This window comes from Streptomyces sp. iso_384, from assembly GCF_056172905.1.
Window position 1 is genome coordinate 4,407,384 of record NZ_JBWBTT010000001.1, and the last position, 26,494, is coordinate 4,433,877.

Consider the following 26,494-nt stretch of genomic DNA (forward strand, 5'->3'; position numbering starts at 1 on the left):
GGAGGGCCGTCGGGCGACATCGAAGGCGGGGGCGGTGAATCAAGAACGTCTTCTCCGGCATTACTCGGCGCTGATGAGCGCCGTGCCGCAGTCGGTCTGGGTACTGTCCGCCGACGGGGTCCTCACGCTTCTGTCGCGCAGCGGCATGAAGGAACAGCTGTGGCACCCGGACGGCGAAACGTCGTGGATGGACGCCGTACATCCCAAGGACCGGGACTGGTTCCGCCGGGCCTGGCGCAGGACCGCCGTGGAGAGGTCTCCGCTCGACACGATCGTACGGGTGCGGCTCAAGGACACCCCCGATCGCTTCCGCCACATCAAGATCATCGCCGTGCCCGTCCTGGACGAGGCGGGTGACACCGAATGGGTCGGCACGGCCGCCGACGCCGAGGACCACTGGCGCAATCGGATGCGGGAGAAGCTGCTGGCCCGTATGGCGGCGGTACCGGCCGCGCACGACCTGTCCGAGGCGTTCCTCACGACCGCGGCCGCCGTCGTCCCCGAACTCGCCGACGCCGTCGCCGTCTTCCATGTACGGGGCGAGCCCGGGCCCGGTCACGGGCTCGCCGACGGTGTGGCGTCCGCGGCATCGACGGAGAGCGTGGGGCTGGCGCCCGGGCTGCCCTCCCTGTACCCGCTGGACCGGGACATCCTCTGGGGGGCGGCCCCACGGCAGGTCATCGAGAGCCAGGAGGCCCGCCTGCTGACCTTCCCGGCCGGCGAGCCTCCCGAGGACGGCCTCTCGAAGGCGTCCGTACGGTGGCTGCGCAGAGCCGGTGCGACCAGCGTCGCGCTGCTTCCCGTCGTGGTGGACGGCCGGGCCGTCGCCCTGGCGACCACGACGACCTGTCGGGGGAACCCGCCGCCGGACGAAGCCGATCTGAACCTGCTGCAGGACGTCTTCCAGCAGATGAGCGGCCCTCTGCGCCGGACCATGGAGCTGCAGAGAATCCGCGACAAGGCGCTCGCCCTGCAGCAGTCCTTCCTCTCTCCCCCGTCGGCCGTCGACGGCATCTCGATCACCGCTCTCTACCATCCGGCCGACTCGGCCGCGGAAGTCGGCGGGGACTGGTACGACTCGGTCAGGCTCTCCGCGGACGCGCTCGCCCTGTCCATCGGCGACATCGCGGGCCATGATCTGGACGCGGCCGCCGCGATGGGCCGTGTCAACAGCCTGTTGCGAGGGCTCGCCTACGACAGCGGGCCGGCCGCCAGCCCGGCGGTCACCCTGAGCCGACTCGACCACATCGTGCAGGCGCTCGACGGGCCGTCGATGGTCACGGCGGTGCACGCGGTCATCCGCCGGCTGGCCCCTCACATCTGGCGTGTCACCCTGTCCAACGCCGGTCACCCGCCGCCGCTGCTGATCCCTCGCGACGCGCCGCCGCGCTACCTGCACGACCTCGCGGCCCCGGACCCTCCGCTGTGCGTCACCGACGGCCTGCCCCGTACCGATCTCCACACGGTCATCCGGGAAGGCGACACCCTGGTCCTCTACACCGACGGGCTGGTGGAAACACCGGATACGGACATCGGCGACAACCTTCGGCGCCTGCGTCGGCGCACCGAAGCCCTGGTACGGGCGGGGGTGCCCCTGGCGGCACTGATCCGGAGGCTCCTGCCGGCCGCCCAGAACCGGCGGGACGACATCGCCGTCATCGCCCTGCAGGCCCGGTCGGGCCCGTAGCCCGGCGACGGAGGGAGAAGCGAGCCGGATGTGTCACCCCGGCCGCCGCGGCCGGTCGTGGTCCCGGCCGCCCCGCTCACGCACCCGACACCGCCCTATACCGTCGAACAAGCCGTACCTGACCGAAAGAGGCCTCGCATGAGCAACCCCCAAGACCGGCAGAGCGGACTCGCCACCTCCCGGGCCCACTCCGCCCGGGTCTACGACTACATCCTGGGCGGGAAGGACCACTACCCCGTCGACGCCGAAGCCGGCGACGCGATGTGCCGCCACTGGCCCGCCCTGCCCGTCCACATGATGGAGAACCGCCGGTTCATGCACCGTGCCGGCCGTTTCCTCGCCGAGGAGTGCGGCATCCGCCAGTTCCTCGACGTCGGCACGGGGCTGCCGACCCCTCCCAACCTGCACCAGATCGTGCAGGAGGTGGCGCCCGAGTCGCATGTGGTCTACGTGGACAACGACCCCATCGTGCTCGCGCACGCGCGGGCCCTGCTCCAGAGTTCGGCCGAGGGTGCCACCGCGTACGTGGACTCCGACATGCACGACCCCGACGCCATCCTCGGCAGCCAGGAGTTCCAGGAGCTGATCGACCTGGACCGGCCCGTCGGCCTGATGGTGATCGGCATCATGCACTTCATCCTGCCGCCCGACGACCGGCGTCTGATCACCCGGCTGCTGGATCCGCTGCCGTCCGGGAGCTATCTGGCCATGACCATCGGTACCGCGGACTTCGCACCGGAGGAGGTCAACCGGGTGGCGCAGGAGTACCGCGGGCAAGGCATGCCCTTCGTCCTGCGTGACCTGCCGACAGCCACCTCGTTCTTCGACGGGCTGGAGTTGCAGGACCCGGGAGTCACCCAGGTGCACACCTGGCGCCCCGGTCCGGAGCAGAGCGGCGTCGACGGCCGGGACATCGCCATGTACGGAGCGGTGGCCAGGAAGCCCTGAAGGACGGCATCACCGGTCCCGGGGCGCAGCCGCCGAACCGCCGCCCGGGGCCGGGCCTCCTCCGGTGGGGAAGACTGAGCCCATGAACGACATGGTTTTCACCCGCCGGAGCGGCTGGATCCCGAACGTGGTCCGCGACGGCGGTGGACTGAAGCTGATGCTGGGCGCCGGGGCCGACGCCAACCATGAGCCCCGCACCTTCACGTTCCCGGTCGAGGAAGCCCATCTCGCGGTGATCCGGGAGGATCTGGGCAGACATCTGCTGCTGTGGAGTGCGGTTCTTCCGCTGTGCGACGCCGCAGGCACTCGCGGCCGACTGGACGAAGGCGCCGCCGTCGCGCTGCTGGACCCGATCCTCCTCTCCTCGCCCGCGGACGTCGACGCGCTCTTCCGGCGCATCCCGTGGGACAGGGGCCGGCTCGTCGCGCACGGGGCCGACATCGGCCTGCTGGAGAGCGGTGAGGTCTGCGCGGCGATGCGTACGGCGACGGAGACGGCCGACGCGAAACGGGCCCAGGAGTACCGCGCGGACCGCCGTCGCGCCGAGCGTGGAGCCGTACTCGGCCCGCTCGACGCCGCGCTTCTGCGGTACACGGGCCAGTACCTGCACGGGGCTACGGTTCCGAGGCGGTTGCCCGACGCCGTCGACCCCGCACTGCTGCCCGAGGTCATGCGGGTGATCGCCACCGCGGACCAGGCGTCCGCCGGGATGCGGATCGGCCGCGATCCGCGACGGGGAAAGCGTGCCACGGACAAAGACGACTGGAATCGGCTGGCGGCGGCGGTCGAGGCGGCCGTGCGCCGTGCGCACCCCGCGCTCGCCGATGACGCGGTGCGCACCGTGAGCTTCCTGATGTGCTCGGAGGCCGCCGGCCGCTCCAGGAGCACGCCCGCGGAGGACGAGGAGGAGGCTGCCGGGGGCAGCGCCGATGCCGGCGGACGTGCGAGGAAGACGGCCCTGTCGTTCACCGACGACAAGGGCGTCGAGAAGAAGTGGCTCTCGGGCGGCCCCCGCACCGCCACCGCGGAGTTCTGGGAGTTCGTCGGCGATCGCTCCGCCGCGGACAACGAGGTGTTCACCATCGAGGACGAGGCGATGGGTGAAGGGATCCAGCTCCACTTCTACGCGGACTCCATCGCCCGGGTCACGACGGTGCGTGCGGGTGTGGGCGGGGCGGATCCGGAGTACCGGGTCGAGTACAGCCTGGTCGACGGGATCGGCGGGTACCGGAAGCTGGTCGGCGCCTTCGTCCGGGGTGGCTGCGCCGCACTCGGACCGCACGGCCGCTGGATGCCGGATGTCGCCGAGTTCGAGCGCGCGCGCCGCCGGAAGGGCGGAGCCTGACGTCGGCGCCGCACGGAGGAGACAGGAGCCGGAGCGGCCCCCGCGGTCGCCCCGGTAAGCGGCGACCCCGAAAAGCCGCTGTCTTGACACAAGCGCTTTCCTCATCTCAGCGAGCCACTCGGGCAGGAGTGCAGCGATCATCGCAACATGGATTTTCCAACGATAGACAGAAAGCGCTTGCCGACCCGTTGCCTTTTCCGTGGGGCCTGCCCTTCACTGTGAACGGCAGCCCGTCAGCCACCGGACCGCCGGCTGCCTCGGCCCCCAAGGAGGAAGGCCCATGCGGCGTTTGGCCGTACTCGTCTCAGCCCTGTTCCTCGTGTCCCTCACCCAGGGCCAGGCCGCCGCCCAGCCCCCCGACATACCGCCCCAGGAACCGGGCGTGACCATGCGGGTGTTCGACGTACAGATGGCTCTGGAAGACTTCTGCACGCTCAAGCCGGGGCAGACGCCCAACGTCGACGAGTTGAAGCCGACGATCGACTGGACCACCGCCGGGGACTTCGGGCTGAGCGGCAAGTTCGTCACCGAGGTCACCGCGTACCTGAACGTCGATTCGGCCGGGACGTACGACTTCCGCATCACCAGCGACGACGGATCCCGGCTGATCATCGACGGCACGGAGATCATCGACAACGGAGGCAAGCACGGCGCCCAGCCCAAGGAAGGCTCGGCCGAGCTGACGGAGGGCCACCACGCACTGCGCATCGACCACTGGGACGGCGAGTACGACCAGCGCCTCCTGCTGGAGTGGCGGCCGCCCGGGTCGGACGCGTACACCGTCGTACCCACCTCGGTGCTGAGCACCGACGCCGACGTCACCCGGGTCACATCGCCGGGCCGCAAGCTGTGCGAGGGCATCGACGAGTCACCGGGCGACGGCCTGCCGCTGGCCGGCGTGCACCCCGACTACACGCTCACCGATCTGCGCCCCGACGGTTTCGAACCGCAGGTCACCGGCATGGACTGGCTGCCGGACGGCCGACTGGCCGTCAGCACCTGGGGCGGCAGCAGGGAGAGCGAGCTCGGGCAGGTGTATCTGCTCGACCACGTCACCGGAAACACCGACCCGTCGAAGGTGACCAAGAAACTGGTCGCCGAGAACCTGCTGGAGCCGATGGGCCTCAAGTACGTCGACGGCACCCTCTACGTCTCCGAGAAGGACGGCCTGACCGCACTGGTCGACAAGAACGGCGACGAGGTCACCGACGAGTACCGCAAGATCGCGACCTGGCCGTTCGGCGGCAACTACCACGAGTTCGCGTTCGGGCTGCTGTACGAGAAGGGGCACTTCTACGTCAGCACGGGCATCGCGATGGTGCCGGGCGGCGCGACCCAGGACCCGCAGAACGTGCCCAACCGCGGCTCCACCCTCAAGATCAACAAGAAGACCGGGAAGGTGTCGTACGTGGCCGGGGGGCTGCGCACACCGAACGGACTCGGCTGGGGCCCGGGGGGCGACATCTTCGCCACCGACAACCAGGGCGCGTACGTGCCGACGTCGAAGCTGGTGCGGATCAAGCAGGGCGCGTTCTACAACCACCACACGAACCCGGACGGCGTCTACGACGACCAGCCGGTGACCGAGCCCGTCCTCTGGCTGCCGCACGGCGAGATCTCCAACTCCCCGAGCAACCCGCTCCTTCTGCCCGAAGGGCCCTTCGCCGGACAGATGGTGTTCGGTGACGTGACCTACGGCGGCCTTCAGCGCGCGTACCTGGAGAAGGTCGGCGGCGAGTACCAGGGCGCGGTGTTCCGGATGACGCAGGGGCTGGAGGCCGGGGTCAACAGGATCAGCCTCGGCCCGGACGGGGCGATCTACGCCGGCGGCATCGGCGACTCCGGGAACTGGGGCCAGGAGGGCAAGCTCAAGTTCGGCCTCCAGAAGCTCGCGCTCACCGGCGACGACGCCTTCGACATGCGCGCCATGCGGGCGGTCGACGGCGGCTTCGCGATCGAGTACACCCAGCCGCTCTCCGCGGAGGCCGCCGAGGATCTGGCCGCCAAGTACGAGGCCCAGCAGTGGCGTTATGTGGCGACTCCGAGGTACGGCGGCCCGAAGGCCGACGAGGAGACCCTCGACGTCACCTCCGCGACGCTCTCCGAGGACCGCAGGACGGTGACGCTGAAGATGGACGGCCTGCGCCCGGGCCGGGTGGTGCATGTGCAGTCCCCGCGCCCGTTCGCAGCGGAGTCCGGAGCGGAGCTGTGGAGCACCGAGGCCTGGTACAGCCTCAACACGCTGCCCGACGGGTCGAAGCCGCCGCCGGTGTACGAGGCGGAGTCCGCCTCACTGGCCGGCGGCACCAAGTTCAACGACAACCACTCCGGCTACTCCGGCACCGGCTTCATCGACAACAACTGGGAGCCGGGCTCCCGCACCACCTTCGCGGTGCGCGCCGACAAGAAGGGGAAGCACGACCTCGCCCTGCGGTACGCGAACGGGCAGAACTCCGACCCGGAGCCCAAGCCCCGGTCGATGACCCTGTACGTCAACGGCGAGCGCCACAAGCAGATCTGGCTGAACTCCACCGTCGCCTGGAACACGTGGGCGACCCACACCGAAGCGGTGCCCCTGCGCAAGGGCGCGAACACGATCACGTACGCCTACGAGCCCGAGGACGACGGCCATGTGAACCTCGACAACCTCACCGTCACCCCGACGAAGCGCACCACCCTCTTCGACGGCACGGACCTCGACGCCTGGGAGTCGAACGACGGCGGTCCGGCGAAGTGGCCGGTGGCGGACGGCTCCATGGAGTCCCTCGGCGGAGACATCCGGACGAAGGAGAAGTACGGCGACTTCCGGATGCACGCGGAGTGGTACCAGCCCCACTACCCGCCGGACGTCACCGGACAGGCCCGGGGCAACAGCGGGATCTACATCCAGGAGCGGTACGAACTCCAGATCCTGGAGTCCTTCGGGGTCGACGTACCCGCCACCAACGATGCCGGATCGATCTATCTGCGCAAGGCCCCCGACGTCAACGCGGCGACACCGTCCGGCACCTGGCAGCGCTACGACATCGAGTTCCGGGCGGCGCGCTTCGACAGCGACGGAAAGAAGGTGGAAAACGCGCGGGTGACTCTCCGGTGGAACGGCAAGCTGGTGCACAGAGACGTCGCCATCGCCGGACCGACCGGGGCGGGCCGCCCGGAGGGTCCCGCCCCGGGCCACATCAAGCTGCAGGACCACGGGGACCCCGGTGAGAACCCGAGGTTCCGCAACATCTGGATCGAACGGCTCTGACACCCGCGTTCACACGGTGTGCCCTACGTGGTCGGATCCCAGGCCGCTGAGCACAGGGATTCGGCCACGGCGGCCGTGTAGCGGGCGGCGGCCAGCCAGTAGGCGGCGAAGCCGTCGGTGTCGGCCGGGAGCAGGCGACCGAAGAGATCGCGATCACGCTGGGCCGCCGAGGCGCACAGGGCGGTGAGGAGTGCGGCGGCCGTGGGAAGGCCGGCGCGGCGGATCCGCGAGGTCTCGGCGGTGACATCGTCCAGCATGCCGAGGGCGGCGCGGCCCGCCGGAACCGTCTGTTCGACCCGGCGCTCCAGGAGATACAGGGGCGACTGCCCGACGGAACCGGTGGGCTGCGGCGGGGCGAGGTGCGCGGGGGCGGCCGGGTCCGGGAGGTCGGCGCGGCGCAGCCGGTCGAGGCCGAGGTCGATGGTGCCCTCGCCGGTGGGGTGCGAGCACGCGAGGAGGGTGAGCCGGGGGTGGGGGGCGGGAGCCAGGCGGCCGATGATCCTCAGCCGGGCACCCGGCGCCGCGGCCAGCAGTGCCAGGTTGTCGCGGTGCGCCAGCGCGGGCTCGTCGTCGGCGACGGCGAGCCGGACCCGAACGCCTCCCTCGCACAGCGCGAGCAGGCAGGTGCCGCCCGGCTCCCGTACCGCGCCGAGGAGTTCGACGTCCAGGAAGAGCAGGTCGCTGCCGCCGCCGTCCGGGTCCGCATAGCGGGAGGTGGACCGCAGGGCGCGGGCGACCTGTTCGGACGGCGGTGTCTCCCACAGGGCGGCGAGCGGCGGTTCCGTCCACGCCGCGCCCCGGGCGGTGACGGCCCTGACGCCCTTTCCGGCGCCCAGTCTGCCGTCCGGCGAGACCGTCGCCCCCGACACGGCCAGGCCTGCCCGGCCCAGCTCCCGGTGGGTGAGCGCGCTGTCACCCAGGCGCACCGCCCGGTCGGCCACACCGAGGGCGCGCCCCGCGCCGCCGGGCGCCACATCGCCGACCGTGAAGAGGCGGCCGTCGGCTCCGGCGACCCAGGTGCGGACGCCGCCGTGCCCCGAGTCGGTGACCACGGGTTCGGTGAACAGGCCGTACAGGCGAAGCGAGCCGTCCGGACTGTACGGGCGGCGCGCGCGGCCCCGGACGGCAGCCAGCTCCGCTCCGGACGCCGTCCCCACGCGGCGGGCGGTGCCCAGGAGTTCGGCCAGGGCCGTGACGAGGTCGGCGGTGCGGTAGGACGGGTCCCCGGCGCGGGCCGCGCGCAGCAGCGTGACGACCGCCAGTGCGGCGCCCGCAGCACGTGGCAGGTGACCGAGCCGGGCGGTGTGCGCGGCACGGAGGAGGGCCGACTGGGTGACGGCCCCGGCCCCGTCGACGCCGGCCTCCAGCACGGCCGCGCCCGCCGCCCACAGGGCGTCGGCGGCGGCGCGCTGGGCCGGGCTCGCCGTCTCCGGCGGGGAGGCGGTGCCGGGGTCCGCCGCTGAGGCCGGTCCGGGGACTTCGGGGGTGGGCTGTCCGGCGGGTTCCGGCGCCGGGTCGGCGGTGGGGGCGGCGCAGGCGGCGGCCGCGCGGTGGACGCAGGCGGGGGCGAGGAGGCAGCCGCAGGTGATGTCCTCCGCCTTCGCCACCACGCCGCCCGGGGCGTGCAGGCGCAGCTCGGTCTCGTCGTCGACCTCGATCGTCGTGGTGTCCCCGTCGCGGTGCGTCGGGCGGGCGGCGAGCTTGGTGACCGCAGCGTCCAGCCGCTTGCGCAGCCGGGGCGAGAGGTCCTCCACGAGCGTGGCCGTGACCTCCGGTGCCACGGGCGGCAGCCGGTCGTCGTTCATGCGGTCTTCTCCCCTATCCAGCGGGCCAGTTCGAGTGGGCTGAGGGCCGCCACGGGCATACCGGCGGCCACGAGCTGTCCGGCGACGCCCGTCGAGTAGCGGGGCCGGCCGGCGTCGTCGAGGCTCGCGCACCCGAGGACGTGGCAACCGGTGTTCACCAGGGCCCGCACCTCGGCCAGCAGTCCGGCGAGCGGCGCTCCCTCCTCGAAGTCGCTGATGACGACGACGAGGGTGCGGGAGGGCACCTCGATCAGCCCGCGGGCGTGCCGGAGCCCGGCGGCGATGTGCGTGCCTCCTCCCACGCTCACTTCCAGCAGGAGGGAGAGCGGGTCGCGCACATGCCCGGTGAGGTCGACGACCTCCGTGGAGAACGCCAGGAAATGGGTGCTCAGGGTCGGCACCCCGGCGAGCACGGAGGCGGTCAGCGCGGACCAGATCGTGGAGGCCTCCATGGATCCGGAGACGTCGGTGACGAGGATCAGGCGCCAGTCGGCCGACCTGCGGGCACGACTGCGGAAGACGGGCTTCTCGGGGATCACCCGGATCGTGCCGTCGGCGGTCCGGCGGGCGGTGGCCAGATTGGCGCGCAGGGTGCGCGGCAGGTCGAGCCGGCCCCCGGGGCGGCGGGTGGGCCGGGCCGTCGTCGCGCCGGTCAGCGCGGGCCGCAGCCGGGTGGTGAGCTGTCGGGTCAGTTCGTCGACGAGGTGGCGCACCAGCGGGCGGAGCGCCGCGAGGCGGGCTTCGGGAAGGCCGCCGGCGTACTGCAGGATCGTCCGGAGCAGTTCCACCGAAGGGGTCGCGGCGGCGGGTTCGAGTTCGGCCAGGACGTCCTGCCGCCCTGTCACGGCCGCTGCGGCCAGGACCTCTTCGCGGACGCCGGGGCCGAACAGCGCGGCCAGTTCCTCGGACCACTCGCGGACGCCGGGGAACGACGGCTCCCGGCCGCCGCCCGCTCCGGAGCCGTCCTGCCCGGGGAGGCCGCCGCGGGAGCCCTCGCCGTGTCCCGCGCCGTAGAGCTCGTCGAGCGCGGTCGCCAGACGGGCGGCTCCGGGCGGCAGCCGGTCGGCGCTCCGGCCGAGCACGAGCCGCCAGCGGTCGGCGGGCCCGAGGGTCCGGGCGGGAACCGGAGCCGGGTCCGCCCCGGTGGAGGACGCTGTGCCGGGGGTCGCCCCGGCAGGGGGCACGGTGATGGTGGGCACCGTGGTGGGGGCGGCCTCGGCAGGGGTTCCGGGCCTGACGGCGGTGGTGGGTCGGGGCTCGGCGCGGTCGACGGACGGCGGTGGGAGCCGGTCGTCGTGGGCGGGTGCCGTGACCGGAAGGCCGAGTGCGGTCAGGAGCTCGCGGGCCGCGAGGTCGGCGGCCGTACGGCGGGCCAGCTCGGCCGGATCGTCCGCGTCGAGGTGGTCCACCCGTTCGCCCAGCCGCTCCTCGACGGTGCCCAGCAGACGGTCCCGGGCGGCCGGACTGAGGGTGTCGAAGCCACCGCGCAGGGCGGGCAGCCGGGCCAGGAACGCGGAGTCGTCCAGCTCGACGACCCGGTCCAGCAAGGGGTCAAGCGCGCCGGCCCCGACGGTCAGGAGCGGGCCCGCGACCGTCAGGACTCCGGTGAGGCGGGCGGTGAGCGTGGCCCGGGAGGTGCTGTCCACGGCTCCGTCCACCCAGGAGGCGACCCGCTCCCCGAAGGCCCCGGCCTCCTCGTGGCCGGTGAGCACGCGGACCGCTCCGGCGGCCGCGGCGATCAACGGCGCGCCGTCGGCGGCCAGCCGGGCGAGGGCGTCGGTGAGCCGGATGCCTCCCAGCCGGTCGGCCCGCTGGGCCAGTTCGAGCAGGGCCCGGGCCTCCTCGGGCTTCTCGGAGCCGGCCAGGCCGTCGACCTGGCGTACTGCGGCGGCGGTCAGCAGCTCCGCCGCGTGCGCGGTGCAGACAGCCCTCGCGGCGTCGGCGGCGTCCGGGGCCGCAGGGCCGTGGAAGTAGTCTTCGGGGCCTTCCGACGGGTCTTCGGGGCTGTCGGGTGCGGCGAGGCCCGGCAGATGGCCCGCGTCGATGCGGTCCAACAGGTCGAGCCCGGCGAGGAGTTCGGGAAGGGTTCCGCTCGCGGGGAGCACGGCCGCCAGTTCGGTCAGCCGTTCGTCGGCCGGGGCGGGCAGCCCACAGGCGGCGGCCTCCGCGAGACCACGCACGACCTGGGCGGCGGTCGGGCCGCCTTCCGCGCGCTCGGCCGCGTGACGCTGCCGCAACACGCCCTCGGCCGCCTGGGCCGGGGTGACCCCGCGGGCCCCGGCCGCGGTGAGCATGGCGGCCGTCGCCGGGGTCCACCGGACCCGCCAGCGCGTCGTCAGCCCTTCCCCGCCTGCCGCGCCGGTCACCTCCTGCTCCTGCGCGTAGGGGATGCCGCACACCGTCAGCCTGCGCAACAGCAGTTCGCGGCGGCGGTCCAGGGCGGAGCGTGCCGGGTCGAGCCGGAGGTCGCGCGGTGCCTTCTCGTGCGCGTCCTGCGGCCCGGGGAGTGCGAGGGCTTCGGTCTCGGCCTCGACGGCGGGGCCGAGGCCGCTGCGCGGAGTCGCGGGCGCGGGTCGCCCGGTGCGGGATCCGATGAGTACGCGTTCGAGGGCGTGTGCGACGGCGCGGCCCGTGCCGTAGGTCTCGCCGCGGCCCAGCACCGTCTGCACGGCTTCCAGGAGTTCACCGCGGCCCGGTGCGGGCAGATCGCGCAGACGGGCCAGGTCGCCGGCGACACGGACGATCTCCCGGCCGTCCGCCGGGCCGTACGGGTGGCCCTGTTCGCGCAGGGCGGCGCAGAGGCGTACGGCGGTACGGACCAGCGCCTCGTGCAGCGCGGCCGGATCCCCGGCGGCCTCCAGGACGGTGTGCTGCCACTCCGGGTCCCGGATGCCGGCCGGGTAACCGGACCGTGAGTCGAGCAGCGGGTACGTGTACGGGATCAGGGAGACCGTGCACCCGGCGGCCCCGGCAGCGTCGTCGGCGTGGCGGGCCCGGCTCGGCTCCGGCACGGCGGCCGGGCTCGGCACAGCGTCGGGGCCCGGCACTCCCGGCTCCGGTACAGCGGCCGTGTCCGGCGCTCCCGGTTCCAGCACGGTGGCCACGTCCGCCGCTTCCGGTTCCGGCACGGTGGCCGGGACCGGCACTCCCGGCTTCGGCACAGCAGCAACGTCGGGCGCTCCTGGCCCCGGCACCGCAGCCACTCCAGGCACCCCGGCCTTACCGGCAGCCACGGTGGTCCCCGCCGCCCCGGCGACCGACGGCAGCAGCGCCGGGGTGTGGAAGGCGCCCACCACCACGGCGGGACGCCGCCCGCCCGCCAGGGCCTCGGCGACATGTCCTCGCATGCACGCCTCGCGCACCAGGTCCGTACGCTGCACCCCTCCCCGCGCCTCGGCCTCATGGCGCAGCGCCCAGCCGGTGAGCAGGGCGGCGCGGCGGAGCGCCTCGGGTGTCGAACCGGGCGCCCGGGCCTCCACCAGCCGGTCCCACAGGTCGTCGCCCTCCCGGCCGGTGAGCCGGGACCGGAGCGCGACGGACAGCCCAAGTCCCTCCCCCGGCACGGGCGCCGAGGATGCTCCGGGGCCGTCCTGCGACCACGCCCGGTCGGCCATGGGCAGATCGCAGGCCACGGCCGGAACGCCCTTTCTCGCCGCCCAGCGCAGCGCGACCAGTTCGGGCGAGAAGTCCGCGAACGGGTAGAAGGCCGGGCCCCGTTCACCCGCCGGGCCGGCGGCGGGCACGGCGGCCAGCGCCACCGGGGCCTCGGTCTCCTCATGGGCGAGCCAGCTCAGCCAGGGCTGGAACTCGGCGGGCAGTTCGACGAGGAGGACGTCGGGGGCCGCCGCGTCCAGCAGCTCCGGCAGGGCGGCCGCCAGCGAGGGCGCGTGGTGGCGCACCCCGATCAGGACCGGTGACCCGGGACCGGCCGCCGCGAGGGCCGCCACCGCGGCTTCCGGGGTGGCCGGCCCGCCCTCCGCGCCCCGAACCGGGGAACCGGTCCGCGCGCCGGTGGCGGGCGACGCCTCGGCGATGGCACCCGGCCCGGGAGTGGTCGACTCGTTCATCTGTCAGTTCTCCAGCACCGAGCGCAGATCCCACAGGGCGCGCCAGGTGGCCGAGCCCTGCTCCGCGCGTCTGCGCACCGGCCCGTCCCAGTACCCCAGCAGCCGTGCCGTGTCGGCGGGGTCGTCCTTTCTGACGACCCCGAGCAGATGGCCGGGCAGCAGGGAGAGCACGTCCCGGTCGCCCGGGAAATAGGCGGCGGCCAGGCCGAGGGCGCCCGCGACGGAGACCGCCTCCGCCGTGCTCATCACCGTCGAGGGGCGTTCGACCTCCCAGCCCTCCACGGAGCGGCCGTCGCGCAGGTCCCGGAAGGCGGTGACCAGTGCTTCGAGGACCGCGTCGTCCACCTGGTAGGCGACGCCCACGCGTTCGACGGCGGCCCGCGACTGGCGCCGGACGAGCGCGGTCTCGGCGTCCACGTCCCCGATGGGGCCCACGGTCTCGAAGTTGAAGCGCCGCTTCAGCGCGGCGGACATCTCCGAGACGCCCTTGTCCCGGAGGTTGGCGGTCGCGATGAGTGTGAAGCCGGGGGCCGCGTGCACCTGGGCGCCCTCGCCGCCCGCCAGCTCGGGCACCGCGATCCGCCGCTCGGAGAGCAGGGAGACGAGGGCGTCCTGGACCTCCGGCAGGCAGCGGGTGACCTCCTCGACCCGGGCGACGGCGCCCCGGGTCATGGCGGTGAGCACCGGGGAGGGCACGAGGGCCTGCTCAGTGGGTCCCTGGGCGAGCAGCAGCCCGTAGTTCCAGCCGTACTTGAGCTGATCCTCGGTGGTGCCCGCAGTGCCCTGCACGGTGAGCGCGCTGGTCCCGCAGACAGCCACCGACAGCAGCTCGGAGAGCATGGACTTGGCGGTGCCGGGTTCGCCGACGAGGAGCAGCCCGCGCTCCCCGGCGAGCGTGACCACACACCGTTCGACCAGGGCGCGCTCGCCGACGAACTTCTGCTCGATCACCAGTCGGCGGGGCACTCCGGCCGCGGGCCGGGCCCCCTTCGGCAGGCTCAGCGCGTCCGCCGAGCTGCCCATCACGAAGGTGACGACGGCACGGGGGGTGAGCAGCCAGCCGGGCGGGCGCGGCCCCGGGTCGTGAGCGGCGAGGAAGGCGAGCTCGGTGGCGTACCGGTCCTCGGGCAGCATGATCTGCCGTGGCGCGCGGCCGGACGCCGTCGCCTGACCCGGGACGCCCTCCGCGGTGGCGCTGTCCGTGGTGGTCGTGGTGTCGTTCGTCATCGGCGGCCCTTCCGGGTGGCGCGGGTGTTCAGTTCTTCGAAGGCGGGGGCGTCGCCGCCCCGGACCCGGGACCAGGCGGCTGCGTACAGCGCGGGCACGGGGAGGTGCGGCAGGGTCCGGGCGGACCCCGCCAGCGGGTACAGGCTTTCCTTCCAGGTCTCCAGCGGCAGCCCGGGGGCGCCGCGCTCCAGCCAGCCGCAGGGCAGGAAGAGGGTGCGACCGGCGCGGGAGCGCTTCGCCTCCACGACGAGGTCGGTGGCGGCGAGTTCGGTGCGCGCCTTCTTCATCCGTGCGGGCTTCCACCCGGTCCAGCGGACGCAGTTGCGGTCCGTGGGGTCGGGCAGGGCGAGCAGCATCAGGTAGAGCGCTGCGGCGTCGGCGCTCAGGGCGAGGGCGTCGGCCGCCCCGGCCACCAGGTCCGGCACCGCACACGTCGGGTCCTGGGCCGGGTAGGGCGCGGAGCCGTCGGGTGCACCCGCCTCGGCCAGGCTGTCGCTCTGCTGGCTCAGCAGGGCGCGCAGGGCGAGCAGGTCGCCGGTGCGCTGCGGGCCGACGGTGCCCTCGACCAGGCCGAACGCCGGGTCGTCGGGGCCGTCGAGAGCGGCCGGGCGGATCAGCAGCTTCTCGCTGTCGCCGTACCCGGGGGCGAGGAGCAGCGCCGATCCGGCCCGGACCAGTCCGTCGGCCTCGGCGCCGCCGGACTCGGGGAGCCCGTGCGCCGCGCGGATCGCGGGGCCGAGGGAGCCCCCCGAGTCGGTCCAGTCCAGACCGAGGTCCAGGACCAGTCCCGGGTCGGCGAGGCGGCTGCGCAGGGCCGCGAGGCCGACCGGCAGGTGGGCCCGCAGAGGGTGGCCGTACGGCAGCGTGTACGCGAGGGTGCGCAGGGCGGTCAGGGCGTTCGAGACCGCTCCGCGTGCACTCACCCGGTGGAGGGCCGGACGGGCGCTGCCGTCCGGTACGGGGGTGCCGTGAGCGAGCCAGCTGCGAATGCCCGCATTGAGGATCAGGTCGACGGAGGCGGCCGTGGCGCCGCTGAGGTCGAGGTCCAGCTCCTCGGGGACGCGGACGAGGGAGCCCAGGCGTTCCCGCCACACCTCGGCGGCGGCCCGGACGTCGGGGCCCGTGGACCACAGCTCGGCCGGGTCCCCGGGCAGCAGCGCCCGGAGCACGGTGTGCCGGTCGTCGCGGGGCAGGGCGTCCAGCCGGTCCTGAGCCGTCTCGAAGGCGCGGGTCTTCGCGCCGAGGAGGGCCAGCGCCTCGGCGCCGGGCTCCTCGACGGCGGCCGACAGCAGCGCGGTGGCCTGGAGGGGGCCGATTCCGGTGGCCGTGTGGAACGCCTCGGCGGCTTCCGGCCGCCAGGGCGCCGGGCCCTTCTCCCGTACCAGGGCGGTCAGCCGGGTGAGCCGGTCGCGGGCGATGCCCTGCCGGTAGACGTGCTCGCGGTCGAGGGTGAAGCCGGGAACGGGTCCGAAGGCTCCGGTCGGGTCGTGGTCGAGGGCGAGCCAGCGGGCCGCGTCGTCCCGGGTGTTGCGGCCGTGGTCGGCCAGGATCACGACCGTGCGGGAGCCCTTGCGGAGCACCTGGCCGAGGCGGTGCACGGCCTCGGGGCGTCCCGTCCGCCCGGGGGCCGCCGTGTCGAGCGGTTCGACGAGGTCCACCCGTCGGACCGTTGCCGCCGGGTCGGCCAGCGGGCCCGCGGCGAGCGCTTCCAGGAGCACGAGGAGGCCGGTGCGGTGCTCGGGGGAGGTGGCCTCAGAGGCGGCCCGATAGGCCAGTTCGGGCAGCTTGTCGAGGAGGGTGGTCCAGGTGAGGGATACCCCGGGCACCGTGTACTCGTCGCGCTGCCAGCCGTCCACGGGGGTGAAGGGGACCTTCGACGGCGTGGGCGGGCCGAACGCCGGCTCGCCGCCGAGGACGTGGTTGACGGCGAGGATCTGCCGGATCGCCGTCCACCGGTGTCCGGCTCCCCACCAGGTGCCGCGCATCTGGTCGGAGCCCCAGGCGGTGGCGGCCCGCAGAGTCGTGTCGTCGCCGTGCTCGGGCTCGTGGTCGAAGAACATGCCCTGGGTGCGTGCGGTGTACCGGGGCGTGACCGGCTGCGCGGGTGCGGGCGGTTCCAGGTACTGGGCGACCGCGACGGCCCGGTCCACCGCGTTCCGTACGAGCGCGGTGACGCCCGCGAGGAGCCGTACGTCGGACACCTCGGGCAGGACCCGGGCGACGGCCTCCTGGCTCATCTCCCGCGACGAGGGCCCGGTGTACTCCTCGACCGCGCGGAACGCCTTGAGGTGCCGGGCGACCGCGGCGGCGACCTCGTCGAACAGCTCGTCGGCCCGGGCGTCCGTCAGCTTCCGCAGGGCGGCGGAGCCCTGCTCGTCCCTCGGGCGCAGTGCGTGCCAGTAGACGGCGGGAGGCACGTAGGGGGTGCCCGCCGCGTCGTTCCCGCCGGAGGAATCGGTGCCGACGGACCACAGGCAGCCGCCGGTGCCACCGGTGTCCGCCGGGTGCGCTTCGACGGACCGGTGGCGCAGGGCCGCGACGGGCCGCGACCCGCCGGGCAGGGTGAGGGCGCCGAGCGGCACCACGGTGGCGCCGTCGGGCAGCGGGTGCGGCAGGGTGACCGTGTGGCCGTCGGGGGTGCCGGCGACGGTCCGGTCCCCGTCGGCAGGGGCGGCCGTGCCGGGCTCGGTGGCGGTGCGGCGGACCCAGCGGCCGAGCACCGTGCCGTCCGTGCCGAACGGGGTGGTCTCCAGACCGGGCTGGAGAGGCAGCACCTGGCAGTGCTCGGCGAGCAGCCGGGTGCCGTCCCGCACCCCGGAGCGGAGGAAGGCCGGGAGGGAGGCGCGGCCATGGGCGCCGCTGACCGGGTCGTACTCCAGCCACACCGTCCGGGTGCCCTGGTGGCCCTCCCGCCAGTGGCCGGTGCCGTCGGCGAGGACGGCGCGCTGGGACGGGAGGGTGGTGTCGCCCGCGTGCAGGGCCTTGCCGCCGGTGGCGCGGCCGCCGCCGGGCAGCGGAACGCAGACCTCGTCCGAGAGGGTGGGGCGGCCCCAGCGGGGGACCTGGTCGCCGCCCACGGTGAAGACCTCGGCGGGGCGGTGCGACCAGTAGCCGCGCTGCTTGCCGTCCTCCCACCAGATCACCAGCAACTCGCCGTCGACGAAACGGAAGGCGGGCGTCCGCCACTGGTCGGTGGAAGGAGGCAGTCGCAGGGTGTGCCGCAGCAGAACGCCTTCCGGACCGACGACGACGGCCCGCTCCGGCGTGCTCAGGATCAGCGCGGGCCAGGCACCGGTGACACCGACGTTCTGCGACCGGTTGCTCCCCTGCCGCGATACGGCGGCGGCCTCGGCGGCCAGTTCGGCGTAGGTCTCGTCGAGCGCGGACCAGCCCAGTTCGTCGAAGACGCCGGTGCGCAGGGTGGCGGCGAGCAGCGGGACGATGTCGTGCTCTTCGAGCAGGCGCGCGGCCTCGGGGGCGACGTCCGCGACGACGGCGCGGAAAGGCGAGAGCTTGTTCAGGGCGATGCGCAGCCCGGGGAGTCCTCGCGCGGCGGTGTACTCCTCCGCGCAGCCGGTCAGCCACTCGCGCAGGAGGACGGAGAGCACCGGGTGCGCGGCCAGCTTCGCCATACCGGCGTCGCTCAGCCGCTGACCGCGCCCGTCGCCGAGACCGCCGACGTTCCGGCGCAGGAGGTCGCGGAATTCCGGGTGTTCGGCGACGGCGGTGAGATCCCGCCGCCCGGGCGTCTCGTCGGCGAGCCACTGGCCCAGTGAGAAGCCGTGCGACCGCCCGTGGCCACGGCCCGTCTGCTCCTCGTCCGGCTCGGCGACGGGAACCCCGGAGGCCAGGCAGAGATCGAGAAGGTCCAGGTCGGCGGTGCGCTGCCAGCGGCCCTGGAACAGTTCGACGGGGCGTCCGTCGGCGCGCAGCCGGTCCGTCATCCGGGCGGCGAGGTCCAGGGTGCGCGGGCTGCGGCCCGAAGTGGCCCGGTTGCGCCGCCGGTAGGCCTCCCAGCGGGCGAGCCAGTCCGCCGGGGAGACGGTCGCGTCGAGGGCGCCGGCGGGGTCGGAGGACGTCCGGTCGGCGGCACCCGGGAGGGCGGTCAGCAGTTCCTCGGCGCCGGAGTCGGTCAGCAGCGCGAGCCAGCCGGATTCACCGTCCGTGTCCCGGCCGCCCTCGCTGAAGGTCTCCGGGAAGAATCCGAGGAGCCGGGCCCGCACGGACACGTCCGCCCGGGCGAGGGCGATGAGCGCGGAACCGTAGGTCGCCCAGAACGAGGCGGGGGCGCGGACGACTCCGGGAGAGCCGATCAGATCGGCCACCAGCTCGCGTTCGGCACTCTCGCGGTCCAGCCCGGCGGCCTTGATCAGTGTGCGTACGTCCTGCGGGAGCGCCGCGTAGGGCGGCATGCCGGCCGCGCAGCGCTCGACCAGCAGTCGGCGGAACTGCGCCCAGGCGTCCGCCGGCGCGAGCCGGGCCACCAGGTCGCGCACGTACTGCCGCAGCGCCTTGACGGTCAGCGCGCCCGCGAGGGCGAACTCCAGGAAGACGGCGCGCTGCCGGTCCTCGTCCACGACCAGGCCGTGGACCCGCTCGGCCTCGCGGGCCTTGCCGAAGAAGGAGGCGGCGTAGGTGGCGTTCTCGGCCTGGAGGAAGAGGCGTGCCACCTGCTCGTAGTAGGTGGGGAGGAAGTGCGGGACGGCCCGGCCAAGCCGGGTGCCGAGCTCGTCGAAGCCCTCCTTGGCCGCACCGGCGCGGGTCTTGGCCTGCCGGCCCAGTCGCTCGATGTCCTTGACCAGGGCGAGGGCGTGGTGCCCGTTGGCCGGGTCGTTGACCAGGGCCCAGGCCGGGAAGCCCAGCGTCTCGCGGCGGACCTGTCCCACGACGGGGGTGTCCGCGGTCCGGGCCAGCCCCAGGAATTCCAGGGCCAGATCCTCGGCCTCGCCGAGTGTGCCGGGCACGAGCCGGACCACCGGGCGGTCCCCGAGGGCGGTGTGCGTGTAGGTGCGGGCGGTCAGCGCGTCGGCGTCGTCCCGCTCGGTGGCGCCGGCCGGGAGGATCGCGCCCGCGTCCAGCAGGGCCGCCGCGCGGGCCTCGTCGGCGAGGGCGGAGGCGCTTCGGCCCCGCTTCTGGGCGGGAAGGGGCGCCGAGCCCGCTGCCGTCGTGTTCGCTTCGGTGTTCGTCGTGATGCTCATGCCGCCCGCTCCTCGTCCTCCACGTCGCGACCGGCGTAGAGCGCCGCCGCCATGCGCATGCCCTCGGACCACGCCACGGCGCCGACCTCGGCCGCCGTCAGCGCGCGCCCCGACGCGTCGCTCCAGCCCAGAGGGCCCGTCTCGGTGTCGTACGCGTCGTATCCGTCGTGTTCGCCGATCCAGATGCGCGCCTCGACTCCGGCGCCGTCCTCGACGACCGGGCAGACCGCGTATCCACCGCGCGACCGGTACCCGAGCTGGGTGACGCGGCCGTGCAGGAAACGCAGTTCCTTGAAGACGCCGCCGGCGTAGGTGTCCACGGAGATGGTGTCCGGGGCGAGTCCTGCGGGGCGGTGCCAGACCTCGCGGAACAGCTGCTCCACGTTTTGGCGGACCTCCAGCTCGACCGCGAACTCCCGAAGCTCGTCGAGGTCGTCGAGCAGGACGGGGTGGGGCACGCGGACGACGTCCGGGGTGATGCGGACCGTGTCGCCGTCAAGGTCGACGAGGCCGAGACCGCGCTCCGGATCGACATCGCGCAGGAACCCGGCGACCCCGCCGTCCTCGCCGGTGACCACCACGTCCCGCAGGGCCGCCTGCCACGCGGGATCGGGCCAGACCCGGGCGAGCACGGCCGTGGGGACGGGCAGCGAACGCACCATCCACTGCTCGACGTCGCTCAGGCACCGGCGCTCGTGCCGGTCCAGCCACTCGGTCAGCTGCCGGAGACCGACCACCGCCGGGTCGTCCTTCAACGAAGCCGGGACGGACTTCAGCCGCCGGCCCTTCCCGTTGCGGCAGACCACCTTGCCCGCCTCCAGAGCGACTTCGTAATCGCCCGCCGAAACCCACCCCATGCGCTGTTCTCCCCGTTGCCCCGGACAGCCGCCGCACCGGCGGCATGCTGATGAATCCCGTCGACGGCGACGCACCGTGACGAGTGGGAAAAACTCTAGACGGCACCAGTGACAACGAGGAGGGCACGAGGCACGAGGCCGTGCGGCCAGGGGTCCAGCTGTGGATCGTGATGCGCCGGCACCGCGCGTCGAGGGGTCTCGTGCCGGGCAGCGCGTATCGGTTATCGCTTGCTCCGGCCTGTCGGGGCGTCGAGAATCTGCTTCTGCCCGCGTACCCGACCCGTCGAGCATCACGAAGGACTCTGTGAATCACTCCGATCTGCGCGCCAAGGCTCCCTCCCTCGCGGCCTGCATGGCCGCCGCCGATCACAGCCCGGGCGTCCAGCTGTCCCAGACGCGCCACCGCGCAGCGCTCGTGGCGAGCTGGGACATCACGCCCGGCTCGACCGTCCTCGAACTCGGCTGCGGTCAAGGCGACATGACCGCTGTCCTAGCAGAAGCGGTGGGACCCACCGGGCGCGTGGTGGCCACCGACGTGGCTGAACCCTCCTACGGGGCGCCTGTCACCCTCGGAGAATCGGCAGCCCGGCTCGCGGCCGGCCCGCTCGGGCCTCGCATCGACTTCCGCTTCACCACCGACGTGCTCGACTCATCGGTGGCGTTCCCCGAAAGCGCCTTCGACCATGTGGTGCTCGCACACTGCTCCTGGTACTTCGCCTCGCTTGCACAGCTGCGCGACACACTCGCCCGGGTACGGCCGTGGGCGCGCCGCCTGTGGTTCACCGAATGGGACTTGACCCCCGCGTCCCCCGACCAGCTGGCGCACCTCCTCGCCGTGCTGGTCCAGGGGCAGATCGAGGCCGCGGGGTCGCACGGCCGGGGCAACGTCCGCACACCCTTCTCCCGCGAGGTGCTGCTGCGGCTTCTGCCGGAGGCCGGCTGGACGGCGGACGGGTGTCGACCCGTCGACACCGAAGACCTGCAGGACGGCGACTGGGAGATCGCCGCCTGCCACGCCCTGACCACGACGCAGGAGCGTATGGCCGCGCTGCCCGAGCCGCTGCGGCAGCTCGTCGTGAGCCAGACCGACGTTCTCCGGGCCGTCGCCAAGCCGCGCGGCAATCGCCCGCTCCCCGCGTACACGGTCTCCGCGCGCTGAACACCTCCCAGGTGCGGCTGCCGACCCGGCATCGCACGTCAGGGTGTCCGGCGCTGCGGGTACTCGACGGCATGTGCTCGACGGCGGTTCCTGCCCTCGGTACGTCTCCAGCAGCCGCCGTAAAGAACACACCGGAGCGACAATCCCGTCGCGGTAGGCCTGGTGGACGGTGCCGCACTCTCCGTGGCACACGTCCCTCGCCAGTTTGTGGTGGGGCTCCTGCACGGTGAGCTGCCGGTTCATCTGTCGGCGGTAGGTGTCGGCCACCGGGTCCACCACCCGCAGCAGGTGCTCGGTCCTGGCGATCCGCCCGTACTCCGCGAACACCCCCCAGCGGCGTCGGGCGCCCGTCGCGGGCCGGATGGCGTCGGTCCCTGGCTCTGGACCTGAGGAACTGTCGGGAGGTCAGGCGTTGCTGACGCCGTTCTCGCTGTTCGGTGAAGTGGCGGTACAGGGCTCCGAGCACGGCGGCCTGGACGATGGCACCGATGGGAATGCCCATCAGTCCGACGGGGCCGGCGACGAGGAACGGCATCGAGGTCGGTGCGGTGACCAGGATGGCCCACATTCCGGCGAAGCCGGCGTCTCGGGTGACTGTTCTCCTCGGGATACCGGAATGCCCGGCGTGGTGACTGATCTGGGCAGAACCGCAGTTCGGGAGCCCTTCGCGGCCGGTTCGAGGATGGCGACACACTCCACGTGATGCGTCATCGGAATGTGTCGGCCGATTCCCACCAGTGCCGGAAGAGGGCTGTCCTGATCCGGTCGTTCCAGTGCTTTCTTGACAGGGTCTCCCTCTTGATCGAAACTTTGCGGCCTGCTCAAGCTTGTCTGCGTGATATCCGAAAAGGACACACGATCAGGAGTGGATAGCCGTGATCGCCAACCGACTGGATCTGCCGGCGCCCTGGGCCGCGTACCCGCTCAGCGGCTCCCCCGAGGAGGGTCACCTGGTGTCCCGTTGGATGAGACAGGAGCATCTGGAGAGGACGTGGCACCAGCCATGGTCGCCTGAGCGCTGGAGGGAGGAGTTACGCCGACTGCACGGAGGGGACGGAGGCGGACCGTTTCGGATCACCTACGAAGGAAGGCAGTTCGCCTATATCGAAGTGTACCGGCCCTTGGATTCGAACATCGCCGCGTTCCACGCGTGGGGCCGTCATGATCTGGGCTTCCACATAGCGATCACCGACGACAACCTGATCGGCCGAGGTCTGGGAACCGCCTTCGTAGGCGACCTCGTGCAGACCCTGTTCCGGTGCTGGCCCGAGGCCGGATGCGTCGCGGCCGAGCCGGACGTACGCAATCTCGCCTGCCGCACGGTAATGGAGCGGGCGGGGATGGCTCTGGTCAGGACGGTTCAACTGCCGCACAAGAAGGCGGCTTTGCATGTGTGCTCCCGCTCGCGGGCCCCGATGGTGACGGGCCCCGGCCAGGCAGGGGAGTCACGCCGTGCGGAGTGATACCGGCGGCCTGCCACAGCGCATCACGGCTGAGGGGCAGTCGGCCCGGATTGCGGTCAGCAGCGTCCTCCTGGCCCTTCACCAGTCCGGGGGCGTGCTGGTGCCTCTGCTGGTCGGCGCCGCGATCGACACCGCGTTGGGTGAGAGTCCGTCCGTGCTCCTGTGGTGGTGTGTCACCCTCGCCGCGGTGTTCGTGCTGACAGCGTTGGCCGGGGCGCTGGGCAGCGGGCTGAACTACGCCGCGGAGCTGGCGTGGGCCCATGGCCTGCGGATCGCGCTGGTGCGGCGCATCCTGTCGCCACACGGCTTCGCCGCCCATGGGCACGGCGACGGCGGGCTGACCACCCTGGTCCTCCGGGACACCAGGCAACGGGCGGAACTGGCGACCGTGGCCGGCACCGTCGTCCCCGCTCTCGTCTCGATGGTGGTCGGCTTCACGGCCCTGCTGACGGTGTCCCCGGCACTCGCCGGGCTGCTGGCCGCCGGGATCGGGACGACGCTCGCGCTCTCCCGGCTGCTGTCCCGTCGGCTGGTCGCCCGGATCGACGCGGAACGCGGCGGCCTGCTGGACATCGGAGCACACGCCGAGGACCAGCTCACCGGCTTGCGTACGCTCAAGGGTTTCCATGCCGAGGCCGAGAGCATGGAGCGCTACCGGCGGCTGAGCCGGGACGCCGTGGAGGCCAGGGTGGCGGCCATCCGCTGGGAGAGCGCCTACCGGGCCGTCAACGCGGCGGCTTCGGGGCTGCTCATGGTGGGGGTGATCTGGTTCGGCGGTGCTGCCGTGCTGGACGGAACCATGACGATCGGCAGTCTGGTGGGGGCCGTGGGGTTGGTGCAGGTGATCGCCACCGCCCTGGAACGGCTCACCTCCATGGGAACGCTGGTCGCCCGCGCGTCCTCCTCCCGTACCGCGATCGACGAGGTGCTGAACGCACCCGCCCGGGTGCCCGACGGGCCGCTGACGCCTCCGGCGCCCGGTCCGGGGGCGCTGCGCCTGAGAGGGGTGCGGAGCGGGCCGCTGCGCGGGCTCGACCTGGATGTCCCGGCCGGCTCCCGTGTCGGCATCGTGTCCCGGACGGACGGGGAGAGCGACGCTCTGCTCAGCCTGCTGGCGCGGGAGAGCCCTTACGAGGGGAGCGTGCTGCTGGACGGCGTGGAACTGTGCGAGATGCCGCTGGTCGCCGCCCGGGAACGGGTGGCCGTGAGCCGGCACGACGCCGAGCTGTTCCCCGGCTCCGTTCTGGAGAACATCGCGTCCGGTCAGGATGCCGCCCACCGTTCCACCCGCTCGATCCGGGCGGCCGCCGTCGACGAGGTGGCTCGGGCCCTTCCGGACGGTCTCGGCACCGAGATCACGGAGCGGGGCCGCTCCCTCTCCGGCGGCCAGCGCCAACGGGTGGTGCTCGCCCGCGCCTTGGCCACCGACGCGCCGGTACTGGTGCTCGCCGATCCGCTCAGCGCCACCGACGCGGCAACCGAACACCGGGTCTCGCTCGGCATCCACCGGGCCCGCGCCGGGCGCACCACCCTGCTGCTGACGAGCAGTCCGGCGGTGCTCGCCGGCTGCGACCGGGTGGTGCTGCTCGACAGTGGGCGGGTCGGGTTCGCGGGTACGCACGCAGAGCTGTCGCGCCACCCGGCCTACGCCGCGGCGGTGTTCCTGTGAGCGGTACCGAGGAACTGCCGACCGCGGGAGTGAAGACGACCTGGCAGGTGGTGCGGGAGTGCGGCCGGGGTCAAGCCGGTGCGGCCTGGACCGCGGTGGTCTGCCTGGCGCTGAGTTCGGCATCGGTGCTGGTCGTGCCCCTGCTGGTCGGGCGGATCGTGGACATGGTCACCGGTTCGGGCGGCCGCAGTCCGCTCGGGCCGGCCGCCGTCGGAGCGCTCGTCGTGACAGCGGTCGGCGCTGTCCTCGCCGCGGTCGGCACCGGCCGCACCGCCCTGGTCTGCGAGAACGTGCTGGGCCGGGTGCGCGAGCGTGCCCTCGGTGTGGTGCTGGGCCTGCCGTTGCCCACGGTGGAGCGGGTGGGACGGGGCACCGTGCTCAGCCGGACCGTCGGGGACGTGGGAGTCGCCTCCGACGTGGCCCGGGGGGCACTGCCCGCCTTCCTCTCCGCGCTGCTGACGCTCCTGGTCACCGGCTTCGGGCTGCTGGCGCTGGACTGGCGCCTGGCCGTCGCGGGCGCGCTGCCACTACCGGTCTGGGCGGTGGCCACCCGGATCTACCTGCGCCGCTCGGGACCGCAGTACGCCCATGAGCGCACGGCCGAGGCACGGTTGAGTCAGTTCTTGCTGACCGGAATCTCGGGTGCTCGTACGCTCCGCGCCCTGCGACTGGAGGAGATTCACCGTAGCCGGATCGAGGAGCGGTCCCAGGCGTGGTCAACGGCGGCTCTGCGAACCTGCGTGACCCGGATTCGGTTTTCGCTCCACCTCAACGGGGCGGAACTGTTGGGCCTGTTGGCGGTGTTGCTGACCGCCTCGGCACTGGTGCGGGCGGGATCGCTGTCGCTCGGCGCGGCCTCGGCAGCGGTGCTGCTGCTGATGCGGGTCTTCGAACCGGTCGGGACGCTGCTCTATCTGCTGGACGAGGTGCAGTGCGCCGGGGCCGCCCTGGCGCGGCTGGCCGGCATCGTCGGGTCCCCCGCGGGAGGAATCGAGGACGCGGCACGCTCCGGTCGTGCGATGCCGAGCGACGGTGGGCTGACGGTGTGCGGTCTGGAGTTCGGCTACGGGGACGGCCGACCGGCGGTCCGGGACGTGTCGTTCCGGGTCCAGCCGGGTGAACGCGTTGCGATCGTCGGGCCCAGTGGTGCGGGGAAGTCGACGGTCGTGGGGATCGTCACGGGGATGCACACGCCAAGCCGCGGCAGTGTGAGGCTGGGCGGGGTGCCCGTCCAGCGGCTCGACCCGAGGGCAACAGGGCTGGTCACCCAGGAAAGCCATGTCTTCGCCGGTTCGGTCCGGGACAACCTCTCGATCGCCCGACCCGACGCCGACGAAGCCGCGCTGACCGCCGCACTGGCCCAGGTGGGTGCGGTGGGCTGGGCCCTGGAGCTGCCCGAGGGCCTGGACACGGTGGTCGGGCGGAGCGGACGGACGCTGTCCTCCGTCCAGCGGCAGCAACTTGCCCTGGCTCGGCTGGTGCTCGCGGATCCTCCCCTGGCTGTTCTCGATGAGCCCACCGCCGAGAGCTACGGCGGGGACCGGGCGGCGGTGAACGCCGCCGTCGACGCCGCGCTCAAAGGACGTACGGGTATCGTCGTCGCGCACCGGCTCAGCGACGCCCGCGCCGCCGACCGGGTCCTGGTCCTCGACGAAGGCCGGGTGGCCGCGTTCGGCACGCACGACGAGTTGCTGCGGGACGGCGGTCTCTACGCCGAGCTGTGGTCCACCTGGCAGGCTTCTCGGTCCCCCGCCGGGCGCGGCGGCCCCTGAGGCGGCAGGCGGGATGGGCCCACCTCACGGGCTCACCTCACGGACCC

General features: G+C 73.3%; 13 protein-coding genes and 2 pseudogenes. 8 read left to right on the forward strand and 7 right to left on the reverse strand.

The genetic code is table 11. The annotated features are described in order from the left end of the window. Positions 1–73: 73 nt before the first annotated feature. The 4 genes from AC0VY3_RS19845 (at position 74) to AC0VY3_RS19860 (ending at position 7,230) form a co-directional block, all read left to right on the forward strand. Entirely contained in the window at positions 74–1,687 is a 1,614-nt protein-coding gene (locus AC0VY3_RS19845) for a SpoIIE family protein phosphatase (protein WP_475550183.1), read from the forward strand. Between the two features lie 138 nt (positions 1,688–1,825). Further along, complete coding sequence (locus tag AC0VY3_RS19850) at positions 1,826–2,635, forward strand: SAM-dependent methyltransferase (RefSeq protein ID WP_475550184.1); 810 nt, start codon at positions 1,826–1,828, stop codon at positions 2,633–2,635. Between the two features lie 82 nt (positions 2,636–2,717). Continuing rightward, positions 2,718–3,980 carry a DUF6357 family protein gene (locus tag AC0VY3_RS19855; protein ID WP_475550185.1) on the forward strand — a complete coding sequence of 421 codons (1,263 nt, stop codon included), beginning with the start codon at positions 2,718–2,720 and terminating at the stop codon, positions 3,978–3,980. 280 nt (positions 3,981–4,260) lie between these two features. Then, positions 4,261–7,230, forward strand: coding sequence for a 3-keto-alpha-glucoside-1,2-lyase-like domain-containing protein (locus AC0VY3_RS19860; RefSeq protein WP_475550186.1), 2,970 nt, complete (start codon positions 4,261–4,263; stop codon positions 7,228–7,230). A 23-nt stretch (positions 7,231–7,253) separates the two neighbouring features. Here AC0VY3_RS19860 and AC0VY3_RS19865 read toward each other — a convergent pair whose 3' ends face one another. The 5 genes from AC0VY3_RS19865 to AC0VY3_RS19885 are packed head-to-tail and all read right to left on the reverse strand — an operon-like array spanning position 7,254 to position 20,384. Then, positions 7,254–9,035: a hypothetical protein gene (locus AC0VY3_RS19865; RefSeq protein WP_475550187.1), complete on the reverse strand. Its 1,782-nt coding sequence runs from the start codon at positions 9,033–9,035 to the stop codon at positions 7,254–7,256. Beyond that, complete coding sequence (locus tag AC0VY3_RS19870) at positions 9,032–13,102, reverse strand: vWA domain-containing protein (RefSeq protein WP_475550188.1); 4,071 nt, start codon at positions 13,100–13,102, stop codon at positions 9,032–9,034. The genes AC0VY3_RS19865 and AC0VY3_RS19870 overlap by 4 nt, the downstream gene beginning before the upstream one ends. A gap of 3 nt (positions 13,103–13,105) precedes the next feature. Next, positions 13,106–14,329: an ATP-binding protein gene (locus AC0VY3_RS19875; RefSeq protein ID WP_475550189.1), complete on the reverse strand. Its 1,224-nt coding sequence runs from the start codon at positions 14,327–14,329 to the stop codon at positions 13,106–13,108. Continuing rightward, positions 14,326–19,527, reverse strand: a complete 5,202-nt coding sequence (locus tag AC0VY3_RS19880; protein ID WP_475550190.1) for a hypothetical protein — start codon at positions 19,525–19,527, stop codon at positions 14,326–14,328. Before AC0VY3_RS19880 ends, AC0VY3_RS19875 begins: the two co-directional genes overlap by 4 nt. Then, positions 19,524–20,384 carry a DUF4132 domain-containing protein gene (locus AC0VY3_RS19885; protein WP_242739226.1) on the reverse strand — a complete coding sequence of 287 codons (861 nt, stop codon included), beginning with the start codon at positions 20,382–20,384 and terminating at the stop codon, positions 19,524–19,526. Before AC0VY3_RS19885 ends, AC0VY3_RS19880 begins: the two co-directional genes overlap by 4 nt. Positions 20,385–20,688: 304 nt before the next feature. Between AC0VY3_RS19885 and AC0VY3_RS19890 the strand changes: the two genes are divergently transcribed. Then, a complete protein-coding gene (locus AC0VY3_RS19890; RefSeq protein WP_103509822.1) occupies positions 20,689–21,543 on the forward strand; it encodes a methyltransferase domain-containing protein in 855 nt (284 codons plus the stop codon). A gap of 141 nt (positions 21,544–21,684) precedes the next feature. On the opposite strand, the pseudogene AC0VY3_RS19895 reads toward AC0VY3_RS19890, so the two are convergent. Together AC0VY3_RS19895 and AC0VY3_RS19900 are read right to left on the reverse strand one after the other, a co-directional pair. After that, a pseudogene (locus AC0VY3_RS19895) lies at positions 21,685–21,898 on the reverse strand (Tn3 family transposase); the annotation flags it as partial. Positions 21,899–21,985: 87 nt separating this feature from the next. Next, a pseudogene (locus AC0VY3_RS19900) lies at positions 21,986–22,237 on the reverse strand (SCO4225 family membrane protein); the annotation flags it as partial. 181 nt (positions 22,238–22,418) lie between these two features. Here AC0VY3_RS19900 and AC0VY3_RS19905 point away from each other — a divergent pair. Genes AC0VY3_RS19905 through AC0VY3_RS19915 form a run of 3 tightly spaced genes read left to right on the forward strand, consistent with a single transcriptional unit; the run spans position 22,419 to position 26,447 of the window. Further along, the gene (locus tag AC0VY3_RS19905; RefSeq protein WP_103509821.1) at positions 22,419–23,006 is read left to right on the forward strand and encodes a GNAT family N-acetyltransferase; all 588 of its coding nucleotides are present in this window, start codon (positions 22,419–22,421) and stop codon (positions 23,004–23,006) included. Next, positions 22,996–24,675 (forward strand): ABC transporter ATP-binding protein, encoded by a 1,680-nt coding sequence (locus AC0VY3_RS19910; RefSeq protein ID WP_103509820.1) that lies wholly within the window; start codon positions 22,996–22,998, stop codon positions 24,673–24,675. Before AC0VY3_RS19905 ends, AC0VY3_RS19910 begins: the two co-directional genes overlap by 11 nt. Further along, positions 24,672–26,447 (forward strand): ABC transporter ATP-binding protein, encoded by a 1,776-nt coding sequence (locus AC0VY3_RS19915; protein WP_475550191.1) that lies wholly within the window; start codon positions 24,672–24,674, stop codon positions 26,445–26,447. The genes AC0VY3_RS19910 and AC0VY3_RS19915 overlap by 4 nt, the downstream gene beginning before the upstream one ends. The last annotated feature ends 47 nt before the right edge of the window (positions 26,448–26,494 follow it).

Coding starts and splice junctions, on each gene's coding strand:
- AC0VY3_RS19845 (WP_475550183.1), top strand. CDS start 74: ATGAGCGCCGTGCCGCAGTCGGTCTGGGTACTGTCCGCCGACGGGGTC.
- AC0VY3_RS19850 (WP_475550184.1), top strand. CDS start 1,826: ATGAGCAACCCCCAAGACCGGCAGAGCGGACTCGCCACCTCCCGGGCC.
- AC0VY3_RS19855 (WP_475550185.1), top strand. CDS start 2,718: ATGAACGACATGGTTTTCACCCGCCGGAGCGGCTGGATCCCGAACGTG.
- AC0VY3_RS19860 (WP_475550186.1), top strand. CDS start 4,261: ATGCGGCGTTTGGCCGTACTCGTCTCAGCCCTGTTCCTCGTGTCCCTC.
- AC0VY3_RS19865 (WP_475550187.1), bottom strand. CDS start 9,035: ATGAACGACGACCGGCTGCCGCCCGTGGCACCGGAGGTCACGGCCACG.
- AC0VY3_RS19870 (WP_475550188.1), bottom strand. CDS start 13,102: ATGAACGAGTCGACCACTCCCGGGCCGGGTGCCATCGCCGAGGCGTCG.
- AC0VY3_RS19875 (WP_475550189.1), bottom strand. CDS start 14,329: ATGACGAACGACACCACGACCACCACGGACAGCGCCACCGCGGAGGGC.
- AC0VY3_RS19880 (WP_475550190.1), bottom strand. CDS start 19,527: ATGAGCATCACGACGAACACCGAAGCGAACACGACGGCAGCGGGCTCG.
- AC0VY3_RS19885 (WP_242739226.1), bottom strand. CDS start 20,384: ATGGGGTGGGTTTCGGCGGGCGATTACGAAGTCGCTCTGGAGGCGGGC.